This is a genomic window from Ruegeria sp. C12, assembly GCF_056537745.1.
Genome location: NZ_JBQFSA010000011.1, coordinates 55,188 through 81,408 on the forward strand (window position 1 = coordinate 55,188; position 26,221 = coordinate 81,408).

General features: G+C 58.9%; 23 protein-coding genes. 11 read left to right on the forward strand and 12 right to left on the reverse strand.

All coding sequences use genetic code 11. From position 1 onward, the window contains the following. Positions 1 to 130: 130 nt before the first annotated feature. Complete coding sequence (locus tag ACR0C9_RS19650; protein WP_480781856.1) at positions 131 to 1,489, reverse strand: hypothetical protein; 1,359 nt, start codon at positions 1,487 to 1,489, stop codon at positions 131 to 133. Between the two features lie 158 nt (positions 1,490 to 1,647). Between ACR0C9_RS19650 and ACR0C9_RS19655 the strand changes: the two genes are divergently transcribed. Beyond that, the gene (locus tag ACR0C9_RS19655; RefSeq protein WP_480781857.1) at positions 1,648 to 2,319 is read left to right on the forward strand and encodes a hypothetical protein; all 672 of its coding nucleotides are present in this window, start codon (positions 1,648 to 1,650) and stop codon (positions 2,317 to 2,319) included. Between the two features lie 238 nt (positions 2,320 to 2,557). On the opposite strand, the gene gyrB is transcribed toward ACR0C9_RS19655, so the two are convergent. Then, complete coding sequence (gyrB, locus tag ACR0C9_RS19660; RefSeq protein WP_480781858.1) at positions 2,558 to 4,975, reverse strand: DNA topoisomerase (ATP-hydrolyzing) subunit B; 2,418 nt, start codon at positions 4,973 to 4,975, stop codon at positions 2,558 to 2,560. A 102-nt stretch (positions 4,976 to 5,077) separates the two neighbouring features. Then, the gene (locus ACR0C9_RS19665; protein ID WP_170524373.1) at positions 5,078 to 5,650 is read right to left on the reverse strand and encodes a TetR/AcrR family transcriptional regulator; all 573 of its coding nucleotides are present in this window, start codon (positions 5,648 to 5,650) and stop codon (positions 5,078 to 5,080) included. Positions 5,651 to 5,750: 100 nt separating this feature from the next. Between ACR0C9_RS19665 and ACR0C9_RS19670 the strand changes: the two genes are divergently transcribed. Next, the gene (locus ACR0C9_RS19670; protein ID WP_480781859.1) at positions 5,751 to 6,317 is read left to right on the forward strand and encodes a carboxymuconolactone decarboxylase family protein; all 567 of its coding nucleotides are present in this window, start codon (positions 5,751 to 5,753) and stop codon (positions 6,315 to 6,317) included. Here ACR0C9_RS19670 and recF read toward each other — a convergent pair. The 6 genes from recF to mutM form a co-directional block, all read right to left on the reverse strand. Further along, a complete protein-coding gene (gene recF, locus ACR0C9_RS19675) occupies positions 6,314 to 7,408 on the reverse strand; it encodes a DNA replication/repair protein RecF (protein WP_480781860.1) in 1,095 nt (364 codons plus the stop codon). The two genes, ACR0C9_RS19670 and recF, sit on opposite strands and share 4 nt — an antisense overlap. Positions 7,409 to 7,467: 59 nt before the next feature. Continuing rightward, positions 7,468 to 8,589, reverse strand: coding sequence for a DNA polymerase III subunit beta (dnaN, locus tag ACR0C9_RS19680; RefSeq protein ID WP_480781861.1), 1,122 nt, complete (start codon positions 8,587 to 8,589; stop codon positions 7,468 to 7,470). A 229-nt stretch (positions 8,590 to 8,818) separates the two neighbouring features. After that, positions 8,819 to 10,207: a chromosomal replication initiator protein DnaA gene (gene dnaA, locus ACR0C9_RS19685; RefSeq protein WP_170455729.1), complete on the reverse strand. Its 1,389-nt coding sequence runs from the start codon at positions 10,205 to 10,207 to the stop codon at positions 8,819 to 8,821. A gap of 557 nt (positions 10,208 to 10,764) precedes the next feature. After that, a complete protein-coding gene (gene rpsT / locus ACR0C9_RS19690) occupies positions 10,765 to 11,028 on the reverse strand; it encodes a 30S ribosomal protein S20 (RefSeq protein ID WP_039541017.1) in 264 nt (87 codons plus the stop codon). Positions 11,029 to 11,256: 228 nt separating this feature from the next. Further along, positions 11,257 to 12,033: an enoyl-CoA hydratase gene (locus ACR0C9_RS19695; protein ID WP_170624739.1), complete on the reverse strand. Its 777-nt coding sequence runs from the start codon at positions 12,031 to 12,033 to the stop codon at positions 11,257 to 11,259. A 66-nt stretch (positions 12,034 to 12,099) separates the two neighbouring features. After that, positions 12,100 to 12,951 (reverse strand): bifunctional DNA-formamidopyrimidine glycosylase/DNA-(apurinic or apyrimidinic site) lyase, encoded by an 852-nt coding sequence (mutM, locus tag ACR0C9_RS19700; RefSeq protein ID WP_170624741.1) that lies wholly within the window; start codon positions 12,949 to 12,951, stop codon positions 12,100 to 12,102. Positions 12,952 to 13,037: 86 nt separating this feature from the next. Between mutM and ubiE the strand changes: the two genes are divergently transcribed. Next, the gene (gene ubiE, locus ACR0C9_RS19705; protein ID WP_480781862.1) at positions 13,038 to 13,790 is read left to right on the forward strand and encodes a bifunctional demethylmenaquinone methyltransferase/2-methoxy-6-polyprenyl-1,4-benzoquinol methylase UbiE; all 753 of its coding nucleotides are present in this window, start codon (positions 13,038 to 13,040) and stop codon (positions 13,788 to 13,790) included. Next, complete coding sequence (gene ubiB, locus ACR0C9_RS19710; RefSeq protein WP_480781863.1) at positions 13,791 to 15,320, forward strand: 2-polyprenylphenol 6-hydroxylase; 1,530 nt, start codon at positions 13,791 to 13,793, stop codon at positions 15,318 to 15,320. It abuts the gene before it with no gap. 96 nt (positions 15,321 to 15,416) lie between these two features. Here the strand turns inward: ubiB and ACR0C9_RS19715 are convergent, their stop codons facing one another. Then, positions 15,417 to 16,592 carry an acetyl-CoA C-acyltransferase family protein gene (locus ACR0C9_RS19715; RefSeq protein ID WP_480781864.1) on the reverse strand — a complete coding sequence of 392 codons (1,176 nt, stop codon included), beginning with the start codon at positions 16,590 to 16,592 and terminating at the stop codon, positions 15,417 to 15,419. Between the two features lie 117 nt (positions 16,593 to 16,709). Between ACR0C9_RS19715 and ACR0C9_RS19720 the strand changes: the two genes are divergently transcribed. The 7 genes from ACR0C9_RS19720 to ACR0C9_RS19750 all read left to right on the forward strand — a co-directional run bounded on the left by ACR0C9_RS19720 (position 16,710) and on the right by ACR0C9_RS19750 (position 23,036). Next, complete coding sequence (locus ACR0C9_RS19720) at positions 16,710 to 17,273, forward strand: XRE family transcriptional regulator (protein WP_170634446.1); 564 nt, start codon at positions 16,710 to 16,712, stop codon at positions 17,271 to 17,273. A 111-nt stretch (positions 17,274 to 17,384) separates the two neighbouring features. Beyond that, entirely contained in the window at positions 17,385 to 18,569 is a 1,185-nt protein-coding gene (locus ACR0C9_RS19725) for a glycine C-acetyltransferase (protein ID WP_480781865.1), read from the forward strand. A 14-nt stretch (positions 18,570 to 18,583) separates the two neighbouring features. Continuing rightward, on the forward strand, positions 18,584 to 19,612 hold the full coding sequence (gene tdh, locus ACR0C9_RS19730) for an L-threonine 3-dehydrogenase (protein ID WP_480586118.1): 1,029 nt from the start codon (positions 18,584 to 18,586) through the stop codon (positions 19,610 to 19,612). A gap of 63 nt (positions 19,613 to 19,675) precedes the next feature. Beyond that, positions 19,676 to 20,554 carry a tryptophan 2,3-dioxygenase gene (locus tag ACR0C9_RS19735; RefSeq protein WP_170455747.1) on the forward strand — a complete coding sequence of 293 codons (879 nt, stop codon included), beginning with the start codon at positions 19,676 to 19,678 and terminating at the stop codon, positions 20,552 to 20,554. A gap of 3 nt (positions 20,555 to 20,557) precedes the next feature. Next, positions 20,558 to 21,385 (forward strand): alpha/beta hydrolase, encoded by an 828-nt coding sequence (locus tag ACR0C9_RS19740; protein ID WP_170455749.1) that lies wholly within the window; start codon positions 20,558 to 20,560, stop codon positions 21,383 to 21,385. A gap of 216 nt (positions 21,386 to 21,601) precedes the next feature. After that, positions 21,602 to 22,378, forward strand: a complete 777-nt coding sequence (locus tag ACR0C9_RS19745) for a hypothetical protein (RefSeq protein ID WP_480781866.1) — start codon at positions 21,602 to 21,604, stop codon at positions 22,376 to 22,378. A 253-nt stretch (positions 22,379 to 22,631) separates the two neighbouring features. Next, positions 22,632 to 23,036: a GNAT family N-acetyltransferase gene (locus ACR0C9_RS19750; RefSeq protein WP_480586006.1), complete on the forward strand. Its 405-nt coding sequence runs from the start codon at positions 22,632 to 22,634 to the stop codon at positions 23,034 to 23,036. Between the two features lie 70 nt (positions 23,037 to 23,106). On the opposite strand, the gene infB is transcribed toward ACR0C9_RS19750, so the two are convergent. Then, positions 23,107 to 25,581 carry a translation initiation factor IF-2 gene (gene infB, locus ACR0C9_RS19755; RefSeq protein ID WP_170455755.1) on the reverse strand — a complete coding sequence of 825 codons (2,475 nt, stop codon included), beginning with the start codon at positions 25,579 to 25,581 and terminating at the stop codon, positions 23,107 to 23,109. 8 nt (positions 25,582 to 25,589) lie between these two features. After that, positions 25,590 to 26,213, reverse strand: a complete 624-nt coding sequence (locus tag ACR0C9_RS19760) for an RNA-binding protein (RefSeq protein ID WP_170455757.1) — start codon at positions 26,211 to 26,213, stop codon at positions 25,590 to 25,592. Between the last annotated feature and the right edge of the window lie 8 nt (positions 26,214 to 26,221).

Genomic DNA, 26,221 nt, shown 5'->3' on the forward strand with positions numbered 1-26,221 from the left:
CAAAGTCAAACCGTTTTACATTTCGTTTGTTAGTCATGATCGCAATTTGAATGCTGACTTTCCTTGGTGTCGTACCGAAGCCCCTTTAGTCGCGTAGTTTCTCATAGAGGAATTAATTCAGTAACTTGTGTCAACTTTCGAAGCCTTCTGCTTCTTCCGCAATCGCGTCTGTCGACACATCCTCAGCAGTCGGTTTTTCTTGCTTTATCCTCGGTGCGGCCTTCTTCCAAACAGCGAGGTTCGAGCCCACTTCGCCGTAAAATAGAGGAACAACATCTTCTAAGTCAGATATGAAGTTGGCCTGTTGTGTGAACCGCCCGCCGAGGCGCTTGGATAAGAAAACGTGGAAGCCGTGCGTAACCAGGTGGTCCTTGCCTTCTTGGCAGACATCAATGTCTTCCCGGAGTTCTGAAACCAAGTGCTGCGTCGGCTCGCTGGCGCCAGGCCAAAGCAAACGAATATACAGCCCTTCCATATTGTCGACCTTGATCTGCCGCAGCAGCCAATTCAGCCTGGCTTTAGTCGACTTCTTATCTTCAGGCGCTCGGATGGTCATACCTACGTCGACACATCGCCGCTTCAGGTCTGCGGTGACTTCGATAGGGGCGGCCGTATCCGGGACATCTAATGTGCATTGGAGCTGGTGGTGTTCGCGAAGCATCAGCAGCTCATCCTTTTTTCGCTGAGCCGGATCATTGATGTGCTTGCGCGACAGTTTTTCACTGACGGATGTTTCGACCAATCGGCTCAATATCAGCGACAGGTCTCGGGTTTCCTGATGCCAAGCGTCAATCACGACCTGAGCTTCTGGCGACCGCGCTGGAATGACACCGCCGGAAGACACTAGTTTGTTGAGATCACCCCATTCCTTGGGCATCCTATGGAAGCCCTGTACGCCAGCGCTCTCATGGTTGAGGAAGCGCCGAAGCTCATTCAGCAACAGTAGCTGGTCCTTGTCCTCGACTTGCTCATTGCTGATCAGCAACTCCGCAGTCGTGACTACATGCATCCATGACCAGTGATATACGGGAATCTTGGACCTGCTCTTCCTAACTTCCTCAACAGGGTGCGCGGTCGGCGTAGTCGCGAATTGATTGGATATCGTGATGACGCAATCGACGCCGTTCTCTTTGGCAAGAGCACGGTATCTTTCGATTTGCTCAGCATCGAGGGTGTTGTTCCCAACTTTGGTTTCTATGAGGGCCTTCCACTCACGGGACCCAACTTTCAGAACAATCAATCCGTCGGGTCGATCCTTGATTGTCTTGGATTGGTTCTTGAACACAACCTCAGTGAATGCTTGTACCTGAGCCCGTTTCCCACGCTTCTGGCCTACTGATTGGAGCAACGCGGCTCCCAACTCTTCAATCTGAACCATGCAGGCCAGCACAATTGACGTTGTGCGACCTTCCTTTGAAGTGGTTGAGAGAACGGGGAACAAACGTGCGGCTTCGCCTTGAGCCAGGTAATCTGGCAGCTTCTCAGTCATCTACATGCCTACAACTTGAAATTGAATATTATGTCTCAAATAGACAGTTCCAGCAGCTTTCCGTCAAGTTTTCAATGAAGTACCGTTCTCAGAACGAATAAGGGAACGGCCTCTAGCGTGCTTGATAGACCACGCTCTGATAGGAGCAGCGCAATTCAATGAAGTTTCACTCGGATTGGAAGTTCACCCAATGGCAGTCTGTCGAACGAGTTGCCAACAATGACTTAACGCGGATCGTCGCATTGGTGCCAATCATTGGTTATCTGATCCTATTCAACGACCAAATTGCGGAAATCGCTTCATTTCGGGTGATCGCTGGAGTTGAGCCGGGCGCAGAAACACCGTTTTTTCTAAATGGTGTAGCAAAGATGAGGCTGGTTTTCTTTGGAAGTCTGCTCCTTCTGTTTTCCAACCTAATATTTAAGGCCTTTCGCCCACATGTTTTGGGGCTTGCCAAGGGAGACATGGAGTTTGCAGCCAGAGTGGGAGAACGCTACAGCGTCCATGAACTTGCAGCAATGGAAGCACAAGTGTTTTCCGGTCATTGGAAACCGAGATTGCCTTTGTTCTGGAAAGTGCACGACAAGTTCAGGAACAAGAAGCCGCTGGTTTCAGGCTACCGGCCTGATGTGCGAACATTCATGTTCAACAAGCATGGCGACTACATCAGCTACCTTTCGCGAGAATGGTGGACCGGCGAGATGCATACATTCCGTTTGGCGCGCTTCGTGTCACTAAGTCTGGGTGTCGCCGGAATTTTACTATTAGCAATTCCGACGCTAGATATCACGCTAGCCGTGGTCAGAGACGTTCTTCTGAAACTTTGGTAAGTTGGTTAGCGGCCGCATCTGATGTCGGTTGAAGAACAAGTGGCTGCGTTGGGTTGGAAGCGGCAGACTTAGAGCTTCACGGGAGCCACGATCATGGCATGGATTTAACTAAAATTTGCACTGTGCACAATTTTCTTTGGATGCCAAATTCAGTGGGTGTCAATTGCGCCCAAAGTTTTGGGCCAAAGATGCAAATCTTTAGGCGAAATGCAAAGCTATGGGCGCACCTACAAACGCCTCAGAAATCCAAATTCTCAACGCTCAGCGCGTTTTGCTGGATGAACTCTCGGCGGGGTTCGACCACGTCGCCCATCAGCTTGGTGAACAGGTCGTCTGCCTCGACCATGTCGTCCACGCGCACTTGCAGCAGGGTACGTGCATCCGGATCCAGTGTGGTTTCCCATAGCTGGTCGGGGTTCATTTCGCCCAGACCTTTGTAGCGTTGCAGCGACAGGCCCTTTTCGCCCTCTTCCAGAATCGCGCGCAGCAGGTCCAGGGGCCCGTGGATGGCTTGCATCCGGTCGCGGCGGATCAGGGTGGCTGGGGTGTTGTAGACCTCTTGCAGGTTTTGGGTGAAGCTGCCGGTCTTGCGCGCCTCGCCCGAGCGCAGCATGGGGCCGTCCAGCGTGCGGACCTCTTCGACGCCGCGCAGGATGCGGGCCAGACGGATGCCGTGATCCTGGGTGATCCGGCCCTGCCAGCCGCGCTCGTATTCCAGCGCGATCAGGTCGAGACGGGCGGCGACCTTGTCGGCGACGCCCTGCAGATCGGCATCCACCGCGCCCGGCACAAAGGCCCCGGCAACGGCGGCTTGTTCCAGAATGTGGCGCGGGTAATGCGTCGGGAAGGCGTCCAGCACACGCTTCAACTGCCGCGCCTCATCCACCACGCGGGTCAGGTCCTGACCGATGATTTCCTCGCCCGAACCCAGTTTCAGCACCGCGCCCTCAACCCCCTGATTGATCAGGTAATCATCCAGCGCCGCCTGATCCTTGAGGTAGACCTCGGATTTACCGCGCGAAACCTTATAGAGCGGCGGTTGCGCGATATAGAGATACCCGCCTTCGATCAGTTCCGGCATTTGCCGGTAGAAGAACGTCAGCAGCAGCGTCCGAATATGCGCACCGTCCACATCCGCATCGGTCATGATGACGATCTTGTGGTAGCGCAGCTTTTCGATGTTGAACTCATCCCGGCCAATGCCAGTGCCCAGCGCCATCACCAGATTGCCGATTTCCTGCGAGGACAGCATCCGGTCAAACCGCGCGCGTTCGACGTTCAGGATCTTCCCGCGCAGCGGCAGAACCGCCTGCGTCAGCCGGTCCCGGCCCGTTTGCGCCGAACCACCAGCTGAGTCCCCCTCGACGAGGAAGACTTCGGTCTTGGATGGGTCTTTTTCGGAGCAATCCTTCAGCTTGCCAGCCAGATAGTTCACGTCCATCGCGGTCTTGCGGCGGGTCAGTTCGCGGGCTTTGCGCGCCGCTTCACGGGCAAGGGCGGCCTCGATGATCTTGCCGACGATGGTCTTGGCCTCGTTCGGGTTTTCCTCGAACCATTCGGCCAGTTTTTCGTTCATCAGACCTTCGACCGCCGGGCGCACTTCGGAACTGACCAGCTTGTCCTTGGTCTGGGATGAGAATTTCGGATCGGGCACCTTGACCGACAGCACACAGGTCAGGCCCTCGCGCGCGTCGTCACCGGTAAAGCTGACCTTTTCCTTCTTCGCAATCCCGCTGGACTGCGCATAGTTGTTGATGGTCCGCGTCAGCGCGCCGCGGAAGCCCGCCACGTGCGTACCGCCATCGCGCTGCGGGATGTTGTTGGTGAATGGCAGCACCGTTTCGTGGTAGCTGTCATTCCACCACATGGCGATTTCCACGCCAATGTCATCGCGCTCACCTTTGATATAGATCGGTTCGGCCATCGCCGCCGTTTTGGAGCGGTCCAGATATTTGACGAACTCCTTGACGCCGCCCTCATAGAACAGTTCGGTTTCCAGCCGTTCGGCAGGGCGTTCGTCGATCAGGATGATGCGCACGCCCGAGTTCAGGAAGGCCAGTTCGCGCAGGCGTTTTTCCAGCGTCTCAAACGAGTATTCCAGGTTCGAGAACGTGTCGGTCGAGGCCAGGAACCGCACCTCGGTCCCGGTGCGGTCGCCGCATTCCTCGACCACCTTCAGATGCTCGGCCGTCTCGCCGCCTTCAAACCGGGCAACGTGTTCTTTGCCGTTCCGCCAGACGCGCAGTTCCAGCCAGTCGGACAGCGCGTTCACCACCGAAACGCCAACGCCGTGCAACCCGCCCGACACCTTGTACGAGTTGCTGTCAAACTTACCACCCGCGTGCAGTTGGGTCATGATGACCTCGGCAGCGGACACGCCTTCCTCGGGGTGAATATCCACCGGAATTCCGCGCCCGTTGTCACTGACCGAGACGCTGGAATCGGCGTGGATTTTCACCGTCACATGGTCGGCATGACCGGCCAGAGCCTCATCGATCCCATTGTCGACAACCTCATACACCATATGGTGCAGACCCGAGCCATCATCCGTGTCCCCGATATACATACCGGGACGCTTGCGAACAGCTTCTAACCCTTTGAGAACCTTGATGGAATCCGCGCCGTATTCCTGTGGTGCCTGTGCGTCTTCGGACATTCAGTCAGTACCTATATTATTTTGATAACTTATACGTTTTCTGGTGGGGATTGTCACGCGCTACCCCCACATTTTGTGCCATTCGCTGCCGATCGCGAAAGGTCAAAGCCTGTCCAGATCAGCCGCGATATCCGAGGCGATAGCAGCGGCGTCCACGTCTCTGCGCTCAGCTGACAGACGCAGCCCCAAAAGGTCGGATTGGTAGCGCGCGGCCAACCGTTCGGGATCATGCTCGGGCCCGATCTCCTCGTCCATTTGCGCGCGCCGAAACAGGGCGGCAAAACATGCTTTCATCTCGGCCATATAGGCACCTGCCCGATCCGCCAAATCGTGATCCTTCGCCTGCAACTCGGCATAGGTTTTGGCCAGCATGCAGGCTTTGGCTGGCATATCCGCCGCCTCGATCACCCGAAACGGCTGCGCCTTCAGCGCGCCTTTTGGCCCAAGCTCCTCAGCCAGCACCTCAAGCCGCGCGATGCCGTCCTGCGTGTAGCGCTTCAATGCCAGCGCATACAGCGCGTCTTTCGACCCAAAGGCTGCATAGAAACTGCCGGGTTTCAGCTTCAATTCACGCTCAAGATCTTTCAGCGAGGTCCCCGCCCATCCCTGACGCCAGAACATATCCCTGGCCTGCGCGATCAGCGCGTCTCGGTCATATCCGGGTTTTCTTGGCATTCTCTTCACCATTTCTTGAACGATTGCTCAAATATATACTTGAGTGATTGCTCAAGAAACCCTATTTCTGCCTTATCGCGCCAGAAACAGGAGTTTTGACATGGCAAACTTCCCCTCTCATGACCTCGAAACCGCCCCGGAAGGGTCCAAACCACTGCTGGAAAAGTCGCAGGCTGCCTTTGGTCGTCTGCCGGGCCTGCACAAGGTGATGTCTGAAAGCCCGCAACATCTGGAAGGCTATCAGGTTCTGCATCACCTGTTCATGCAGACCGATTTCGACAATGACGAGAAAACCGTGGTCTGGCAGACCATCAATGTGGAGAACGAGTGCCATTACTGCGTCCCGGCCCATACAGGCATTGCCAAGATGATGAAGGTCTCGGATGAGATCACCGAGGCGCTGCGCAACGAAACCCCGCTGCCATCGGCCAAGCTTGAGGCGCTGCGCAGCTTCACCCTGCAGATGATGGAAACCCGCGGCAACGTCACCGACGCACAGATGCAGGCATTCTTTGACGCAGGTTACTCGCACCGCGCGGTTCTGGACGTGGTTCTGGGTCTGGCGCAGAAAACCATGTCGAACTACGTCAACCACATGGCACAAACACCGGTCGACGAAGTGATGCGCGGCTTCATGTGGGAACGTAAAGTCAGCGAACCCGCCTAAACGACGACCGAGCCCGCGTCGCCTTCGGTGACAACCAGCGTCTGGGCCCGGTCCCCCAATTCCGCAAACAGTTCAGGCCCGGTGCCCGTCATCCAGGCCTGAGCCCCCAGCGCGCAAATCTCATCATACAGCGCCGCCCGTCGATCCGCGTCCAGATGCGCGGCCACCTCATCCAGCAACACAACGGGCGGGGCCCCGACCATCCCGGCCAGCGCCCGCGCATTCGACAGGATCAGCGAGACAAGCAACGCCTTCTGTTCACCAGTCGAGCAATCCTTGGCCGGCACGCCCTTGGCCGCAAACACTCCGTACAGATCAGACCGGTGAGGCCCCACCAAAGTCCGCCCCGCCGCCAGATCGCGAAACCGGCTTTCGTTGAGCGCCTCTCGCAGGTCGTCTGCTGTATCTGGCATCGCACCTTCGGTCTGCACCAATTCCAGATCAGCCGACGGAAACGCCGTCTCTGCCTGGTCCTGCGCCACGCGCAGATGATCCAGCGCCGCCAACCGCGCTGCGTGAATGCGATACCCGGTTTCGGCCATCTGTCCTTCCAGCGCGGCGTACCAATGGGCATCGCGCACCTGCTCTTTCAGCAGGCGATTCCGTTCCCGCATGGATTTTTCATAAGTCAGGGATGCCTCAGCATGCGAGGGATCAAAACTCAGCGCGATCCGGTCCAGAAACCGCCGCCGCCCCTCGGCCCCCTCGATCCACAGCCGATCCATCGAGGGGATCAGCCAGACAACCCGCGCCAGCTTGCTCAGATCAATCTGACTCGCCGCCTTGCCATCAATCCGAACCTGCCGCGCCGCGCCACCCTCGGACCAGGTCTCGATCTCGTAGCGTTGCCCCTGCGCCTGCAACAGCCCGGACAGCTTCCAGCCCAGCGCCTCGGGCCGCCGCGTCATCTCGGCCGCGCTCGCCCGCCGCATCCCGCGCCCAGGCGAAAACAGGGACACCGCTTCCAGAATGTTGGTCTTCCCGGCCCCGTTCGGCCCATGAATCGCCACAGGCCGCCCATCCAAAGACAACCGCGCCAGCTTGTGAGACCGAAAATGCGAGACCGTAAGCTCGGTCAGGGCCAATCCCATGACCCCTCCCTTCTTCTGTTCAAAAATACCTCCGCCGGAGGCATCGCGCGCCAGCGCGATCAGACGCGCATCGGCATGACAACGTAAACCGCGCTTTGATCATTGCCTTCACGCATCAGGGTCGGATCACCGGCAGAATTGAACAGGAACACTGCATTCTCACGATCGACCTGAGACGCAATCTCCAACAGATATTTCGCGTTGAATCCGATCTCCAACCGCTCATCGCCATAGGCCACGGCCAGTTCTTCTTCGGCCGCGCCGCTGTCCGGGGCATTGACCGACAGCACCAGTTTGTCACCGTCCAATTGCAGCTTCACCGCGCGCGAGCGTTCGGATGAAACCGTTGCCACCCGATCCACGGCCTGAGCGAATTCAGCCGCGTCCACTTCCAATTTGCGAATATTGCCCTGCGGAATAACGCGGGTGTAGTCGGGGAAGGTGCCGTCAATGACCTTTGAGGTCAACGTGATGTCGGGCGTCGCAAAACGCACCTTGGTTTCGCTGACCGACACGGCGATGTCCATCTCGTCATCGTCCAGCAGTTTGCGCAACTCACCCACGGTCTTGCGCGGCACGATCACGCCGGGCATGTCCGCCGCCCCATCCGGACAATCCGCGTCGATCCGCGCCAGTCGGTGACCATCGGTAGCCACGCAGCGCAACACCTTGCTGCCGTCGGAGCCATCCGTGACATGCATGTAAACGCCGTTCAGGTAATAGCGCGTCTCTTCCGTCGAGATCGCAAATTTAGATTTGTCGAACAGCCGCCGCAGCAGCGCCGCCGAGGCCGTAAAGTTCGATTGATATTCCGAGGACGCCATCACCGGGAAATCCTCTTTCGGCAATGTCGCCAGCGAGAAATTCGAGCGACCCGCCTCAACCGTCAAACGGCCCGCAGCGCTGTCCGCCGTCAGTGTCACCAGCGCCCCGTCAGGCAGTTTGCGCACAATCTCATGCAGCGTTGTGGCCGCCACTGTGGTCGCCCCGGCCTTCTCGACCTGCGCCGGAGCCTTGTCGACCACTTCGATATCCAGATCGGTGGCGCGGAACTGAACCTGATCGCCTTCGGCCTCGATCAGCACATTGGCCAGGATCGGAATTGTGTTGCGACGTTCGACAACCGATTGGGCCTGCGAAACGGCCTTGAGAAGGGTGCCGCGTTCGATGCTGATCTTCATACCCTCAATTCCTCTGACTTAAGTGCCGAAATGGGCGGGACTGGCACGTTAGCGGTTCAGCCCTGAGGCACAAGGATTTTTTACGGATTTCTGGGTTGGAAAACCCATTCGGTCAAGGGGCGCGTTGTGCTGTGGACACAGTTCATCCGCGACCGTGGACAATTGCGCACAAGAAAACGCCCCGGAACCCAAGTCCCGAGGCGTCTCTGAGTGGTTTTAGGGGTAAACCTCAGGCTTCCAGCGCGCGACGCAGCATTTCCACGTCTTCCGCGATCTGGCCATCCGTCACTTTCAGCTCTTCGATGCGTTTGACACCATGCATGACCGTGGTGTGGTCGCGCCCGCCAAAGCGGCGCCCGATCTCGGGCAGGGACCGGCTGGTCAGCTGCTTGCACAGATACATCGCCACCTGACGCGGACGCGCGTAAGACCGCAGGCGTTTCGGACCGATGATGTCGGACAGACGAATGTTGTAATAATCCGAGACTTTGCGCTGAATCTCTTCGACGGTGATCTTGCGCTCCGATGCGCGCAGCACATCGGCCAGACAATCCTGCGTCAATTCCATATCGATCTCACGCCCGACCAGCGAGGCGAAGGCAAAGAGACGCGTCAACGCGCCTTCCAGCACCCGAACATTGGTCGAGATGCGATGGGCGAGGAATTCAAGCACGCCATCCGCGATAACCAGATCCGGATAGGTGCTGATATGCTGCTGCACCTTGTTCTGCAGGATGCCCAGACGCAGTTCATAATCGGTCGGGTGCAGATCAACGACCAGACCACATTGCAGGCGCGACTTCACGCGCTCTTCCAGATCCTTGATTTCACCGGGGGCGCGGTCGGCCGAGATGATGATCTGCTTGTTCTGATCGACCAGCGCGTTGAATGTGTGGAAGAATTCCTCCTGCGTCGAATCCTTCCCGGCGATGAACTGCACGTCATCGACCATCAGCACATCGACCGAACGGAACAGATGTTTGAAATCCATCATCCGACGCTCGCGCAGGGCCTGAACAAAGCGGTACATGAACTGTTCCGCCGACAGGTACAGCACATTCAGTTCGGGATGCTTGGTTTTCAACTCCCACGCAATGGCGTGCATCAGGTGCGTCTTACCCAGACCGACACCCCCATACAGGACCAGCGGGTTGAACGTCACCGGCCCGCCCTCCGAGACGCGGCGCGCAGCGGCATGGGCCAATTCGTTCGGCTTGCCGACGACAAAGCTGTCAAAAGTAAAGCGCGCATCCAGCGGTGCGGCCTGAAGGGAATCCAAGGCCTCCTGCGCAACATCTGATCTGGTGGCGGGCGCTTCTGCCACGGGCTCGGGGTCGGCCTTTGGGCGCGCAACGGGATTGGGGCGCGCCGGCGTATTTGCGGCAACACGGAAATCCAGGCGCTGCACGGATTCGCCCGACGTGTTCAGTTCATACAAAATGAGGTCGGCAAAGTTTTGGCTTACGTAATTGCCCATAAAGTTCGTCGGCACCGAAAAAACCGCCACACCGTCCTGCAGCTCTTCGAACTCCAGCGGTTCGATCCAGGTCGTGTAGTTGTTCCGGCCAATCACCTTAAGCAATTTATTACGCAGTAGTCCCCATTTCTCTTGTGTCATCAAGCGCCTCACGCATCCCATTCTTTATTGGCCTGTCGGCCTTATTCATACGGATCCGGTAACCCGGATTACGAAAACACACGCACAGGGATACGGTGCGCCGGACCGAGTAGTCCGGCGGGTTATTCGCCCGAATGTCAGTACTGCCAGGTTCAGACGCCAAACAAAACAACAGCGTCCGGCAAACCGGGTGGCACATCGCAAACACATTTTTTTAGACAGGGCCCGGATCAGCGGTTATCCCGAGATCCATGGCAGATCGGCAGCCCGGCCAAGGCCGGTCAACGACGCTAGCTCCTCAATCATCCTGATGCCCGTCAGTCTGACCGAGGAAACAGCCTGTCCCCCCAAGCGAGTGAATCGCTGTAACAGTGGTAGCAAGATGAAATGGGTCGCGGCAACGAAACTCTGATATTGACTCGGCTCTTTGGCCGAAAGAATCTCTCGGTTTCGTGAGGGCGCGGTATTCCGGCAACACGTGAAAAAGGCGCCGCTGCCCGCGACGCCTTTCAAATTAGTTCAGCCTTTCTGACATGACCCTAGGTCACCCAAAAAGCTTAGCCCAGCGCTTTGACGCGGGCCGACAGGCGCGACATTTTGCGGGCTGCGGTGTTCTTGTGGAAGACGCCTTTGGTGACGCCGCGCATCAGCTCGGGCTGAGCGGCGCGCAGGGCTGCGGTGGCCGCGTCCTTGTCGCCGGATGCGATCGCTTCTTCAACTTTGCGCAGGTAGGTGCGGATGCGCGAACGGCGCGCTTTGTTAACGGCGAAACGCTTTTCGTTCTGACGTGCGCGCTTCTTTGCCTGGGGCGAGTTAGCCATGTGTTTCTTGACCTTTGTTCGGTACGGTTATCTTGGGTTGCGCGCCACGGACATATCCGCACCGGATCAGAAATCACGAGTGTGAGTCGGGCCAGGCGGGCCGCACGCGCATGTATAGCGGCGCTAGTTATCCAAGTTTGCGGTCTTTGCCAAGCCGATTCTTTACCGGCGCATAGCGGCCATGAAAAAAGGCGGGCCGGGCCCGCCTGTTTCGAATGCTACGCTGGTTTACTTGTCGCGGAACTGGGCTGCGCGTTTTTCCAGGAAGGCGGCCATACCCTCTTTCTGGTCTTCGGTCGCAAACATCGAATGGAAGACGCGACGCTCGAACAGCATCCCTTCGTTCAGCGGCAATTCATAGCTGCGGTTCACGGCCTCCTTGGCGGCGATCGCGGTCAGCTGGGATTTCTCGGCAATCTTCTGGGCTGCGCCCATCGCCTCTTCAATCAGCTTCTTGGCCTGGACCACGCGGCTGACAAGACCTGCGCGCTCGGCCTCTTCGGCGTCCATGAAGCGGCCGGTCAGGTTCATGTCCATCGCTTTCGACTTGCCCACAAAGCGTGTCAGACGCTGCGTGCCCCCCAAGCCTGCGATGACGCCCAGATTGATCTCGGGCTGGCCGAATTTGGCGGTATCGGCGGCAATGATGAAATCACACATCATCGCCAGTTCGCAGCCCCCGCCCAGCGCATATCCCGCAACGGCGGCGATGATTGGCTTGCGGATAGCTGTAACGCGGTCGTTGGCGTCAGCAAACAGATTGGTGTTGAACACATCGACAAAGCTCATCTCGGACATTTCCTTGATGTCCGCACCAGCGGCAAAGGCTTTGTCCGAGCCGGTGATCACGATGCAGCGCACCTTGTCGTTGCGGTCAGCGTCTTCCAGCGCATCGCACAACTCACCCAGCAGCTGAGTGTTCAGCGCGTTCATCGCGTCCGGTCGGTTGAGCTTGATAAGGGCGACGTGGTCTTCGATTTCGACGATGATCGTCTCAAAAGCCATGAGGTGAAAGCTTCCGGTTGTTCCGTTCAGATACGAGTCATTATCACGCGCAAAAGCTGGATCAAGTTATCTTTGGCATTGCGCGCAATAGAAAGTTGAGCGACCGGACTGGGTGATTCTCTTGATCCGGGCGCTACACCCTTCGGTCCGACAGGGTTCGCCTTCGCGCCCGTAGACATCAAAGCTGTGCTGAAAATATCCAAGTTCTCCATCGGCTTGGCGGAAATCGCGAAGCGAGGATCCGCCTGCGTCGATGGCGTCCTGCAACACCTGCCGGATGATCGGCACAAGACCCGAGACACGTGCCGAAGAAATTTGCCCCGCTTTGCGACGTGGCGACACCTTTCCGCGATACAAAGCCTCGCAGACGTAAATATTCCCCAACCCGGCAACGATTCCCTGGTCCAGCAGGGCGGATTTCACAGGTGTGTTCTTGCCCCTGAACGCGTCGATCAGGTGCTGTTCGTGGAAATCATTCCCCAACGGTTCCGGCCCCAGAACCGCCAGCAGCTTATGTGCCTCGGCGGTGGCCGTCGGCAGCAGGTCCATCGCCCCGAACCGGCGCGGGTCGTTGAAGGTGACGCGCGCACCGTTGGCCATGTGAAATACAACATGGTCGTGTTTTTGCGCCGCAGGATGGTCATGCACAAACTGCCCCAGCGGATCGCCCGAAACCGTCATCCGCCCGGACATGCCCAAGTGAATAAGCAACGTCTCACCGCTGCTGAGATCGGCCAGAATGTATTTCGACCGCCGCCGCAACCGCTCTACCCGCTGCCCGGTCAGCCGTTCGGCCATCCGATCCGGGAAAGGCCAGCGCAGATCGGGTCGGTTTACATCCGCGCGCTCGATCACCACCCCTTCCATTGCCGGGCTCAGGCCGCGTCTTACTGTCTCGACCTCGGGCAATTCGGGCATTAGATGGCTCCTATTCCAAAGGGCCGCATTGTGCCCGCTTCTTATGGCCCTATAACAGAGGCGAAATTCGACGAACGGCAAGGCAAATGTCCGACACCAACGACAAGACCACTCATTTCGGGTTCGAAACCGTGCGCGAGGCTGACAAGGCCGGGCGCGTGCAGGGCGTGTTCAACTCGGTCGCCTCGAAATATGACGTGATGAACGATGTCATGTCGATGGGCATCCACCGGGTCTGGAAAGACGCAATGATGGACTGGCTGGCCCCGCGCCCCGGTCAGCGCCTGCTGGACGTGGCAGGCGGGACCGGAGATATTTCCTTCCGCTTCCTCAAACGCGCGGGCCACGGCCACGCCACCGTTCTGGACCTGACTGAGCCGATGCTGGTCGAAGGCCGACAGCGTGCCGAAGCCGACCAGATGTCCGATAGCCTGAATTGGGTTGTGGGCGATGCGATGGCGCTGCCTTTCGAGGACAACACCTTTGATGTCTACACCATCTCGTTCGGCATTCGGAACGTGACCCGCCCACAAGAGGCGTTGAACGAGGCCTACCGAGTGCTGAAACCCGGTGGCCGCCTGATGGTGCTGGAATTCAGCCAGTTGCCGAATGACGGGCTGCAAAAGCTCTATGACCTCTACAGTTTCAACGTCATCCCACGTATGGGCAAGCTGATCGCCAATGACTACGACAGCTATCAGTATCTTGTGGAATCGATCCGCAAGTTCCCCGATCAGGAGACGTTCCTGAACATGGTCCGCATCGCCGGGTTCGAGAACGCCAAGTACCGCAACCTGAGCATGGGCATTGCCGCGTTGCATTCCGGCTGGAAAATCTAGATGCGCGGTCCTCACAACATTATTCGTCTGATCCGCACAGGCGCCACTTTGGAGCGCACAGGCGCCATGAACGTGGTGCTGGATGCGTTCGAGGCGCCCAAATCGCTGCGTTTCGTGGCCCATGCTTTGGGCAAACCTTTCCAGTGGCTGGGCTACAAGGGCGACCCGGATATGCCACCCGCCACCCGCGCCCTTACCGCCTTGGGTCCGGCCTACATCAAGTTCGGGCAGGTCTTGTCCACCCGACCCGATGTGGTGGGCAATGAACTGGCCGCTCAGTTGCGCGTTCTTCAGGACAAGCTACCGCCCTTTTCCAAATCCGAGGCCTTGGCCGAGGTTGAAAAGGAACTGGGCCAGCCCGTCGCCGAGATATTCAGCGATTTCAGCGAACCGATCGCTGCCGCCTCCATCGCGCAGGTCCACAAGGCCAAGCTGGTCAGCACCGGCGAAGACGTCGCCGTCAAGGTCCTGCGCCCGGGGATCGAACGCGCCTTCCGCAAGGATGTGGACGCCTTCTATTTCGCCGCCCGCATTGTGCAATTGTTCGCCCCCGGCGCGCGCCGCCTGCGGCCCATGGAGGTCATCGAACATTTCGACGGCGTGGTGCGTGGCGAACTGGACCTGCGTCTGGAAAGCGCCGCCGCCTCGGAATACGCCGCCAACACCAAAGACGACGCAGGCTTCTGGCTACCCCCGGTGGTATGGTCGCTGTCGGCGCGGCGGGTGATGACACTCAGCTGGGCGGATGGCATCCCGCTGGGCGACAACGACGCGCTCGACGCCGCAGGCCACAACCGCCGCGATTTGGCGGAACGCGTGTTGCGCATGTTCCTGCTGCACGCCCTGCGCGACGGATTTTTTCACGCCGATATGCATCAGGGCAACCTCAAGGTCGCCGCGAACGGGGACATCATCGCCTATGACTACGGCATCATGGGCCATATCGACGAATATACCCGCCGGGTCTATGCCGAGATCCTCTTTGGCTTCATCCGCCGCGACTATAAACGTGTGGCCGAAGTTCATTTCGAGGCCGGATACGTCCCCGCCGACCGGGATGTCGATGAATTCGCCCGCGCCCTGCGCGCGGTGGGTGAACCGATCTTCGGCATGGACGCCTCGCACATATCGATGGGCCGCCTGCTGAACTACCTGTTCGAAGTCACCGAGCGCTTTGGCATGGAAACCCGGACCGAACTGATCTTGCTGCAGCGCACCATGGTCGTCGTTGAGGGTGTGGCCCGCTCACTAGACCCACATATGAACATCTGGGAAACCGCCCGTCCCGTGGTCGAGGATTACATCAAGCAATCCATCGGTCCCCGCGCGGCGTTGCGAGATTTCGGCAAGACGGCAATGGTACTGGCCCGGTTCGGCCCGCGCCTGCCATCACTGGTCGAAAACGCCCTGATCGCCCAGACGCAAAAAGACGAACCCCAAAAATCGCCGCTTTGGTCCGCCGCCCTACCGGCAACCATAGGCGCCGCAGCAGGCGCGGCGCTTGTCTTGCTGCTCAACGCGCTCAGCTAAAACCAACCCGCCCGCTTCATCTGGCCAGAAATATCCTCGGGGGGAATCGCGCCAGGGCGCGATGGGGGGCAGACAGCCCCCCTGCCCGGCTTCAGATCAAAGCCGCTCGATGGCGATGGCGATCCCCTGACCACCACCAATGCACATGGTGATCAGACCTTTGGACCCACCTGTGCGCTCCAGCTCATAAAGCGCCTTCAGAGTGATAATCGCACCGGTTGCACCCACCGGGTGACCCAGCGCAATTGCGCCGCCGTTCGGGTTAACCTTCGACGCATCCAGTCCAAGTTCCTGATTGACGGCCAGCGCCTGCGAAGCAAACGCCTCGTTGCTTTCGATGACGTCGAAACCCTCGGCCGACAGGCCGGTCTTTTTCAGCAGGTTCTGAACCGCCGGGACCGGGCCGATGCCCATCACTTCGGGGCGAACGCCAGCATGGGCGTAGCCCAACACGCGGGCTTTGGGCTTCAGACCGGCCTTTTCAGCCGCATCCGCCGTTGCCAGCACCATCGCCGCCGCACCGTCATTGATGCCCGAGGCGTTGCCCGCCGTCACCCGTCCATCCTTCTTGAACACCGGACGCAGCCCGGCCAGCACCTCAAGCGAGGTCGCCTTGGGGTGCTCGTCCACCTTGAAGTCAACCATGTCGCGCTTGACCTTCACCTGCACCGGGGCGATCTGGCTGTCGAACAGACCGGCCTCAATCGCCGCTGCCGCGCGGGTTTGGCTGGCCATGGCGAACTCATCCATCTGCTCGCGGCTGATCTGATGTTCGTCAGCCACGTTCTCGGCCGTCACACCCATATGGCCGGTGCCAAACGGGCAGTTCAGCGCGCCCAGCATCATGTCTTGCGAGGAAATGTCGCCCATCTTCGCGCCCCAGCGCGCCTGCGGCACGATATACGGGCTGCGCGACATGCTTTCGGCCCCGCCCGCGACGGCAAATTCGGCATCGCCCAGCATCAGCGACTGAACCGCCGAAACAATCGCCTGCGCGCCGGACCCGCACAGACGGTTCACGTTCATCGCAGGTGTGCCATTCGGAATACCGGCCTGCATCGCTGCGACGCGCGACAGGTACATATCCCGCGGCTCGGTGTTGATCACATGACCAAACACCAAGTTGCCGATCTGGGCACCCTCGACGCCCGAACGCTCCAGCGCGGCCTCGGTCGCCACGGTCGCCAGATCGATCGGCGCGGTCGAGGCCAGGGCGCCGCCAAAGGTGCCAATTGCGGTGCGGGCACCATCAAGGATTACGATATCGGTCATGGATCTCTCCTGCTGAATTTTGGCTGCAGTATGCACATGCAGAAAGATACTGTCGCGCAGGACGTCCCGTCACGGCCGGAATTGACATCTGTCCGCTCAACCCGCAAGGATTCCGTCATGACGGAAAACACAGACGATATCCTGAACCTGCTGCCCGCGCGGTTGAAAGAGGCGCGCCGGGCCAAGGGCCTGTCGCTGGAAGCGGTCGCCAATCTCAGCGGCGTCTCGCGATCCATGGTCAGCCAAATCGAACGGGGCGAAAGCAGCCCCACGATCTCGACCCTGTGGAATCTGACCCGCGCGCTGCAGGTGGATTTCGCCGGTCTTTTGGAGGGGACCAAGACCGCCGACCAGATCGAAGTGCTCAGGAAATCCGAGGTGCCCAGCATCGACAATATGGGCCAGAACTGCCGTATCCGCATCCTGTCCCCGCCAGAAGAGGCCGGCGGGCACGAGGTCTATGACATTCAGTTCGACGCAGGCGGCGCGCTGAACAGCCAGCCCCACGCACGCGGCGCGCGTGAACAACTGACCGTGCTGGACGGCGCGGTCAAAGTCACCTCGGGCAGCGCCGTAACCGAGCTGAGACAGGGCGACACTGCCCGCTATGCGGCAGATATCGCCCATTCCATCTCGGCCAGCGCACCGGCCCGGGTCTTCCTGATCGTAAAGAACGCTTGAAACCGGCAAATTTCCGCCTTCACGGATATTTTTCCTTCATACTGTAATTCCCCTATTTGGGAAATTCCTCCGTTATGTTAGATATGCGACTCAGGTTGAACGGAGGCCGCCATGGCAGATGCATTCCTGTCCCATATCACGGACACCCTCGCGCAGATCGAAGCGGAAGGCCTGTATAAGCGCGAGCGCATGATCACCTCGCCTCAGGGCGGTGAGATTACTGTGGGCGACAAACAGGTCATCAACCTGTGCGCCAACAATTATCTGGGTCTGGCCGATCACCCCGCGCTGATCGAGGCCGCCCAGGGCGCGATGGGGCCGAAAGGGTTCGGCATGGCCTCGGTCCGGTTCATCTGCGGTACGCAGGACATTCACCGTGAGTTGGAACAGAAGCTGGCGCAGTTCCTAAACAAGGACGATGCGATCCTGTTCGCCGCCTGCTTTGACGCGAACGGAGGGCTGTTTGAGCCTTTGTTAGGGCCTGAAGACGCGATTATTTCAGACAGCCTGAACCATGCCTCGATCATCGACGGGGTGCGCCTGTGCAAGGCGAAACGCTATCGCTATCTGAACAATGACATGAACGACCTCGAAGCCTGGCTGAAACAGGCGCGCACGGACGGGGCGCGGCATATCATGATCGCTACTGACGGTGTGTTTTCGATGGATGGCTATCTGGCCAACCTGCCGAAGATCCGTGAACTGGCCGATAATTACGACGCAATTGTCATGGTCGATGACTGCCACGCCACCGGCTTCATGGGGCCGAACGGGGCCGGAACACCGGACCATTTCGGCGTCGATGTGGATATTCTGACGGGAACATTGGGCAAGGCACTTGGGGGGGCAATCGGCGGTTATATCGCTGGGCCGCAGCCGGTGATCGACCTGCTGCGGCAGCGGGCGCGGCCCTATCTGTTCTCTAACTCGCTGCCGCCTTCGATCGTCGCTGCCGGGCTTGAGGCCATCCGTCTGGTCGAACAGGGCGACATGCTGCGCAAGCAACTGTTTGGCAACGCGAAATACTGGCGCGCGGGGCTGGAGAAACTGGGTTTCGATCTGCTGCCCGGCGAACACCCGATCATCCCGGTGATGCTGGGTGAGGCAACGCTGGCGCAAGAGATGGCATCGCGCCTGTTTGACCAGGGCGTCTATGTCTCGGGCTTCTTTTTCCCCGTTGTCCCGCGTGGGCAGGCGCGGATCAGGACGCAGATGAATGCGGCTCTAACCAAGGGCGATCTGGATCGCGCCTTGGCCGCCTTCGGCAAGGTCGGCAAAGAACTGGGGGTGATTTGATGCGCCCCAACACAATGAAAGCACTGGAAAAGTCCAAACCCGGGGAAGGGTTGTGGATGGTGCAGGCCCCGGTGCCTGAGATTGGCCCCGACGAGGTTCTGATCCGCGTCAACAAGACCGGCATCTGCGGCACCGATATCCATATCTGGAACTGGGACGACTGGGCCGCCGCCACGGTGCCGATCCCGATGATCACCGGCCACGAATTTGCCGGTGAGATCGTCGAGATGGGCGGCAACGTGACCGGGCTTGAGATCGGTCAGCGCTGCTCGGGCGAAGGGCACCTGATCACCACCGACAGCCGCCAAAGCCGCGCGGGCAAGTTCCACCTCGACCCCGGCACGCGGGGCATTGGGGTGAACGAACAGGGGGCCTTTGCGCAGTACCTGAAACTGCCCGCCTTCAACGTGGTCCCCCTGCCCGACGATGTACCGGACGAGATCGGGGCGATCCTCGACCCGCTCGGCAACGCCGTACACACCGCGCTCAGCTTCGATCTGCTGGGCGAGGATGTGCTGATTACTGGCGCAGGCCCCATCGGCATCATGGCCGCCGCCGTTGCCCGCCATGCGGGCGCGCGGCACGTGGTAATTACTGACATCAACCCCGACCGCCTGAAACTGGCCGAGCATGTGGTGCCAACCGTGCGCCCCGTCGATGTTTCCAAGGAGGATCTGGAGGACGTCATCACGGAGCTTGGCATGGCGCAGGGGTTTGACGTGGGTCTTGAAATGTCCGGCTCGCAAGCCGCGCTGGACCAGATGGTCGAGGCGCTGGTGATGGGCGGCAAGATCGCCCTGCTGGGCATCCCGCCCGGCAAATCCCCCGTGGACTGGTCCCGGATCGTGTTCAAGGCCATCACCATCAAGGGCGTCTACGGGCGCGAGATGTTCGAGACCTGGTACAAGATGATCGCCATGTTGCAGAACGGTCTGGATGTCAGCCGCGTCATCACGCACCAGATGAAGGTCGATGATTTTGCCGAAGGCTTTGCCGCAATGAAATCCGGCCAATCGGGCAAGGTGGTGCTGGACTGGACCTGACGCTCTGGCCTCATGCCAATTCAGACCCTAAACATAGGGAAACGCAGGTGTTGGGAGACGCATATGAGCGACAAGGACAGGTATCTGGAACGCGGGATCGAAGAGACTCTGGTCACCGATTTCGCGCAGACCCACCGCAAGAGTTACGGTGATTTCCTGCAGCTCAAGACCCTGCTGAACCTGCAAAAGACCTTTCAGGACCCTGCGCAGCCGGATGAGATGCTGTTCATCATCATCCATCAGGTCAGCGAGTTGTGGCTGAAACTGATGCATCACCAACTGGTCGAGGTGCGCGGCTTTCTGCAACAGGACGCGTTTGGCCCGGCGATGAAGAACCTCGACCGTGTCAAGGCGATCCAACGGCAACTGATCGCCGCGTGGGAGACGCTGCTGACCATGACCCCGGCCGATTACATGACCTTTCGGCAGGCGCTTGGCAGTTCGTCAGGCTTTCAAAGCTATGGCTATCGCCAGATCGAGTTCATTCTGGGCAACAAGGATGCCTCGACCCTGAAGGTTCACGCCCATGACGAAAAGGTCATGCAGGTGCTGAATGCCGCCCTGTCCAAGCCGTCGCTGTACGATGAGGTTCTGTTCATGCTGGCCCGTCAGGGGTTCGACGTGCCGCAAGACCTGCTGGACCGCGACTTTGCGCATCCCTATTCGGGCGACAGCCGTGTGGTGAAAATCTGGGTGCAGGTGTTCCGCGACACGGACCGGTATTGGGACCTGTATGCGTTGGCCGAAAAGCTGATGGATGTGGAATCCCTGTTCCAGCGCTGGCGCTTCGATCACGTCACAGCGGTCGAGCGGGTGATCGGCAACCAGCCCGGCACCGGAGGGTCCAGCGGTGTCTCTTTCCTGCGCAAGGCCTTGGATTTGCGCTTTTTCCATGATCTCTACGATGTGCGCACCGAATTGATGTACAAGGATCAGGAGTAAGAGATGCTGTATCGGGGTTTCACTCAGACCGAGTTGGATCAGGAATATTCCCCCCGGTCGATGATCGGCGGCGACCTGACGCCCTATCTGGACAGCTACGCGGCGCTGAGCGCGCAGTATCGGGCGCAGATGGAGGTGCGGGAAAACCTCGCCTATGGCGACAGCCCCACGCAGGTTCTGGATTTCTTTCCAGCAAAGGGTGCCGGGGCACCGCTGCATGTGTTCATTCACGGCGGCTATTGGCAGGCACTCAGCCAGCGCGAGTCGGCGATAATGGCCCCGGCACTGGTCGAGGCCGAACACTCCTTTGCGACGTTGAATTACACGCTCGCCCCGGATGCTCGGATCGGCGAGATGGTTGAAGAATGCCGCGACGCGTTGCTGTGGCTGGCCGCACAGGCCGAAACACTTGGGTTTGACCCCTCGCGGATCACCTTGTCAGGGCACAGCGCCGGGGCCCAGCTGGTCAGCATGGTCATGGCGGGTTCCGCCAACGATCTGGCCCGCGCCGGGCTGCGGGTACGCGATGTGATCCTGATCAGCGGGGTCTACGATCTGGAGCCGATCAGCCTGACCCCGGTAAACGACCCGCTGCAACTGACACCGGTCGAGGTCAACGACCTGTCCCCGATCCGCCACCTGCCCCGCCCTGGCCCACGCTACCACGTGACCGTGGCCGAGCGGGATACACCCGAGTTCATCCGCCAAAGCCGCGATTACGCCGAGTTACTGCGCAAGGCCGGGCATTCGGTTGGCTTTGATTTGAAGAAGGGGATGCAGCATTTCGATATCATCATGCATCCGGGGACGTTTTTGCCCGTGTCTCGATAGTCACAGGTGTTGGACGGCAGACGGATTTGGTCCTTGCGCCACAGACCAAAGCAACCACTTTGAACCCCACATGACTTGTGAAACTGGGTATTCCCGGTTCGAACACAAAGGGCTCGCTCTGTAGTTTCAAGAACGAGTGACAGGCGGTAGTCCGTTGCCTGCATTTGTTCTCGTCGCTACATTGATCGAGTTTAGTGAGTTGAAGGGGGGTATCAAATGCAAAAATTGCTGACCATGTTGGTGTTACTACCTCTGTATTTCACGGTTCCAGTGTCAGCTGACACGCCAAAGGGATTTAAGGAAGCAACGTTTCAAGGAAGCAGCCCAAAACTGAATGGTAACGAAGTTATTTTCACGCTTTTGCCAGGTCAATGTAGCTCAAAGAACTACGGCGATGGTCGAGGAGAAAGCGATTGCAAAAATGGAAACATCCGATCGCAAATTAACGCAAAAAAGTATGCAAAACTCGGCCAAACGGTGGAAAACAGTTTAGATTTTTGGATAAAGCCGGGGTTTCGATATAGCAAAGGCAACGTTCCCAGAAGCAAACTTACGCTGATGGAATGGCAGCGGATTAACACGATAAAAAACCACATCTACGTCTTGCATCTTGACTCCTCGGGTGGCGCTAAATTCGAAGACAGAACGTGTTTTCCACCGTCCCGCTTCGGACGATGGGTGTCATTTAAAATGCGTGTCAAATGGTCAAAAAATAATGACGGCTTCATGGAAGTGTTTTGTGAAGGGAAACGCATCTTTGCACTGAACGGTCAGAATGCAATTCCTCCCGCCTGTGGAACCAAAGCGAAACAACAATGCCATTTAGACAAAATGGACTTGCGTCCTCCGATACAGTGGCAAGTGGGTCCAAAGCTGAATGGTTACGGGACTGCCTATAAGCAGAGCGGAAAAAAGTCGCCTTTTCGACCCTGGCCAAAGGATGGTCTGACAATGAAGGTACGTAATCTGTACTATGGTCGCCCCAAGAAGTGAGACAGTTCGAAGGCGTTGGGACATTTAAAGTGTGATCGGCAGCTTTGTTCGCAAAGCTGGCGTGTGTTTCTTATTGGCGAATGCGGATCCTCTGCGGAAAGCCCATTCCAACATCTTTTGATACAACTACGGTCAGCTTCAAAATCCCCGCTTTTCAGGCTATGACATCAGACAACTGAAACAACTCCAACGCAACGAATTGAAACCTCACCCCCCCACCATACGGCCTGCACAAGCGAAGGATGCCAGTGGATTGGCAGCCTGCATTGACGCGGCCTATGCCAAATACGCCGACAGGATCTCCGATTTACCCAAAGTTTCCGAGGGCTGCGCCGAGGACATTGCGGATAATCAGGTTTGGGTCGCCGAGCAAGGCGATGAGATCATCGCCGGCATCGTTCTTGTTGCCAGTGACAGCTTCATCAAGCTGGCAAATCTGGCGGTCCATCCCGACCATGGTGGGCAGGGATTGGGACGGAAGCTGATCGAACTTGCGGAAGCCGAGGCCAGACGGCAGGGGTTTGATGAGATGCGTTTGAACACCCATGTCGATATGCCCGAAAACGTTGGGCTGTACGAGCATCTGGGATGGGTTGAGGTGTCCCGAAGCACCAACACCGTCTCAATGACCAAGCACCTGACGCACGATCAACGCTAAAAGCTCTCAGCGATCCACAAAAAAAGCGGCCCAAAAGGGCCGCTGTTTTTGGTTTTAAGGCAGGACCGGATCAATCCAGCGTGCGGGTGACCTCTTCGCGTTCGAAGATCTCGATCACGTCGCCTGCGCGGATGTCGTCGTAGTTCTCGAACGCCATACCGCATTCCTGACCCGACTGAACCTCGGCCACTTCGTCCTTGAAGCGCTTGAGCGTCTTCAGCGTGCCTTCGTGGATCACCACGTTGTCGCGCAGCAGGCGGACGCCTGCGGAGCGGCGGGCAACGCCTTCGGTGACCAGACAGCCGGCAACTTTGCCGACGCCTGTGACCTTGAAGACTTCGCGGATCTCGGCGTAACCGATGAACTTCTCGCGGATCTCGGCGCTCAGCAGGCCCGATGCGGCGGCTTTGACGTCGTCCACGAGGTCATAGATCACCGAGTAGTAACGGATCTCGACACCCTTCTGGTTTGCGGTGTTCCGGGCCGAAGCATTGGCACGCACGTTGAAGCCAAAGATCGGAGCGCCCGAGGCTTCGGCAAGGCCGACATCCGTTTCGGTGATCGCACCAACGCCCGAGTGCAGAACGCGCACGCGCACTTCGTCGTTGCCGATCTTTTCCATCGCCTGAACGATGGCCTCGGCAGAACCCTGCACGTCCGCTTTCATCAGAATCGGCAGTTCGGTGACGTTTTCGTCTTCCTTGGCCTTCTGCATCAGCTGCTCAAGGGTGGTCGCGGCACCAGCAGCAGCGCGTTTGTCCTTGGCGGCTTGCTCACGATAGGCGGCGATTTCACGGGCCTGCGCTTCGGTCTCGGTCACGTTCAGAACGTCGCCCGCTTCGGGTGTACCGTTCAGACCCAGAACCTCGACCGGAACCGAGGGGCCAGCTTCTTTGACGCGGTCGCCCTTGTCGTTGATCAGCGCACGGACCTTACCGTACTGCTCACCCACAACGAAGATATCGCCCTGACGCAGCGTGCCGTTCTGAACCAGAACGGTGGCGACGGGGCCGCGGCCCACATCCAGCTGCGCCTCGATCACGGCACCCTGGGCGGCGCGGTCGGGGTTGGCTTTCAGTTCCAGAATCTCGGCCTGCAGCGCGATGGCTTCCAGAAGTTCATCAAGACCCTGGCCGGTGATGGCAGAGACTTCGACGTCCTGCACTTCACCCGACATTTTCTCGACGATGACTTCGTGCTGCAGCAGATCAGTGCGCACCTTGTCCGGGTTCGCATCCGGCTTGTCGACCTTGTTGATCGCCACGATCATCGGCACTTCGGCCGCTTTGGCGTGGTTGATCGCCTCGATGGTCTGCGGCATCACAGCGTCGTCCGCAGCAACAACCAGAACCACGATATCCGTCACCTGAGCCCCGCGCGAGCGCATCGAGGTAAAGGCCGCGTGGCCCGGCGTATCCAGGAAGGTCAGCGTGGTGCCGCCATCGGTTTTCACCTGATAAGCGCCGATATGCTGGGTGATGCCCCCGGCTTCGCCTGCCACAACCCGCGCATCGCGGATCGCATCCAGCAGCGAGGTTTTGCCGTGGTCGACGTGACCCATGATAGTGATGACCGGCGGACGCGGTTTCAGATCTTCGTCGCTGTCTTCGACCTCTTTGATGACGTCTTCAACGTCCGAATCCGAGACGCGGGTGACCTTGTGGCCAAACTCTTCGATGATCAGTTCTGCGGTGTCGGCGTCGATGGTCTGGTTCTGCGTGACCATCATGCCCATCTGCATCAGCGATTTGACAACGTCAGCCACACGTTCAGCCATACGGTTGGCCAGTTCCGAGACCATGATCGCCTCGGGCAGCTGCACGTCGCGGATTACCTTTTCGCGCTCGACCGTGCCACCCATGGCTTTCTGACGCGCACGCTCCTGCTTGCGCTTCATCGCCGCCATCGAACGCTGGCGGTTGCCTTCGCCACCCGTGGCCTGACCCAGAGTCAGCTTGCCCGAACGGCGGTTGTCGTCACGGCCCTTGCCGCGACCGCGCTGTTCACGCTCGCGATCCTGCTTGCGCGGGGTCGCTGCGGGGGCCGGTTTGCTTGCCGGAGCCCGGGCCGCTTTGGGTTCTTCCGGCGCCGGGGCAGCCGCCGCTCGTTTGGCGGCCTCTTCGGCCTCTTTGCGCTTGCGGTCTTCTTCCTCGGCCTTGGCGCGGGCGCGTTCTTCGGCCTCGCGCTGTTCGCGCTCCTTGGCCTCTTGCTCGGCACGGCGGCGGGCGCGTTCTTCTTCCCGCGCCTTTTCAGCAGCCTCGCGGGCGGCAGCCTCTTCGACCTCACGCGCCTTTGCGGCTTGCAATGCCTTCATCCGGCGCGCCATTTCGGCATCCGAGATTCCTGCCGGACGACGCGACGGATCACCCGAAGGCGTTGCACCGCCACTCGGCTTGCTGGCACCCGGCTTGGGGACCACCACGCGTTTGCGTTTGGTTTCCACCACGACATTCTTGGTGCGTCCGTGGCTGAAACTCTGTTTCACATTTCCGGGGCGTGCCCCGCCACGAAGACCCAATGTCTTTTTGCCGTCATTATCGCTCATAAAGCTTCTTACCCTTCCGTGCGGCCCCTGCCGCCGTCATCCGTTTCGCGCAAGCCACGCAGGCGCTGCGCTTCCTCTACAACACGTTTGGCGAGTCCGCCAGAGGCCAAGGCCGCATGAATCACGGTTTGGCGCCCAAATGCCTGCCCTAATTCATCCGCAGTCAGCCAACCGATGTATTTTCCAAAGTGCGGCGTGCTGAGTTTCGACTTGCCGCGCCCCGATCCATCAGAGGCCTGAATCAGCACCTGGGCCTCTTCCCGGTCCAGCCACGTCTTGACCTTTTCATAGCCCGCAACCGCATCACCGGATTTGCGGGCCAGACTCAACAGCTCGATCACCCGGCGCGCAACCTGCTTTTCCACCTCGGCGGTCAGGTCGGCGGGCACAGTGACCTGCGCCTTGAACCCGCGGGAAAACAGTTTCTTGCCAACGGCCTTGTCCAAAGCGGCACGATCCGCCGCCACATAGACCCCGCGCCCCGGCAGTTTCGCCGCGACATCCGGATAGACCTGACCGTCCGGGCCAGTGACAAAGCGGATCAGCCCGAATTTTGGCTGCACCTCGCCCGTGGCAATGCACTTGCGCTCAGGCCCTTCGGACCGATCCTTATGGACGCCACCGCGACCCATGTCAGCCA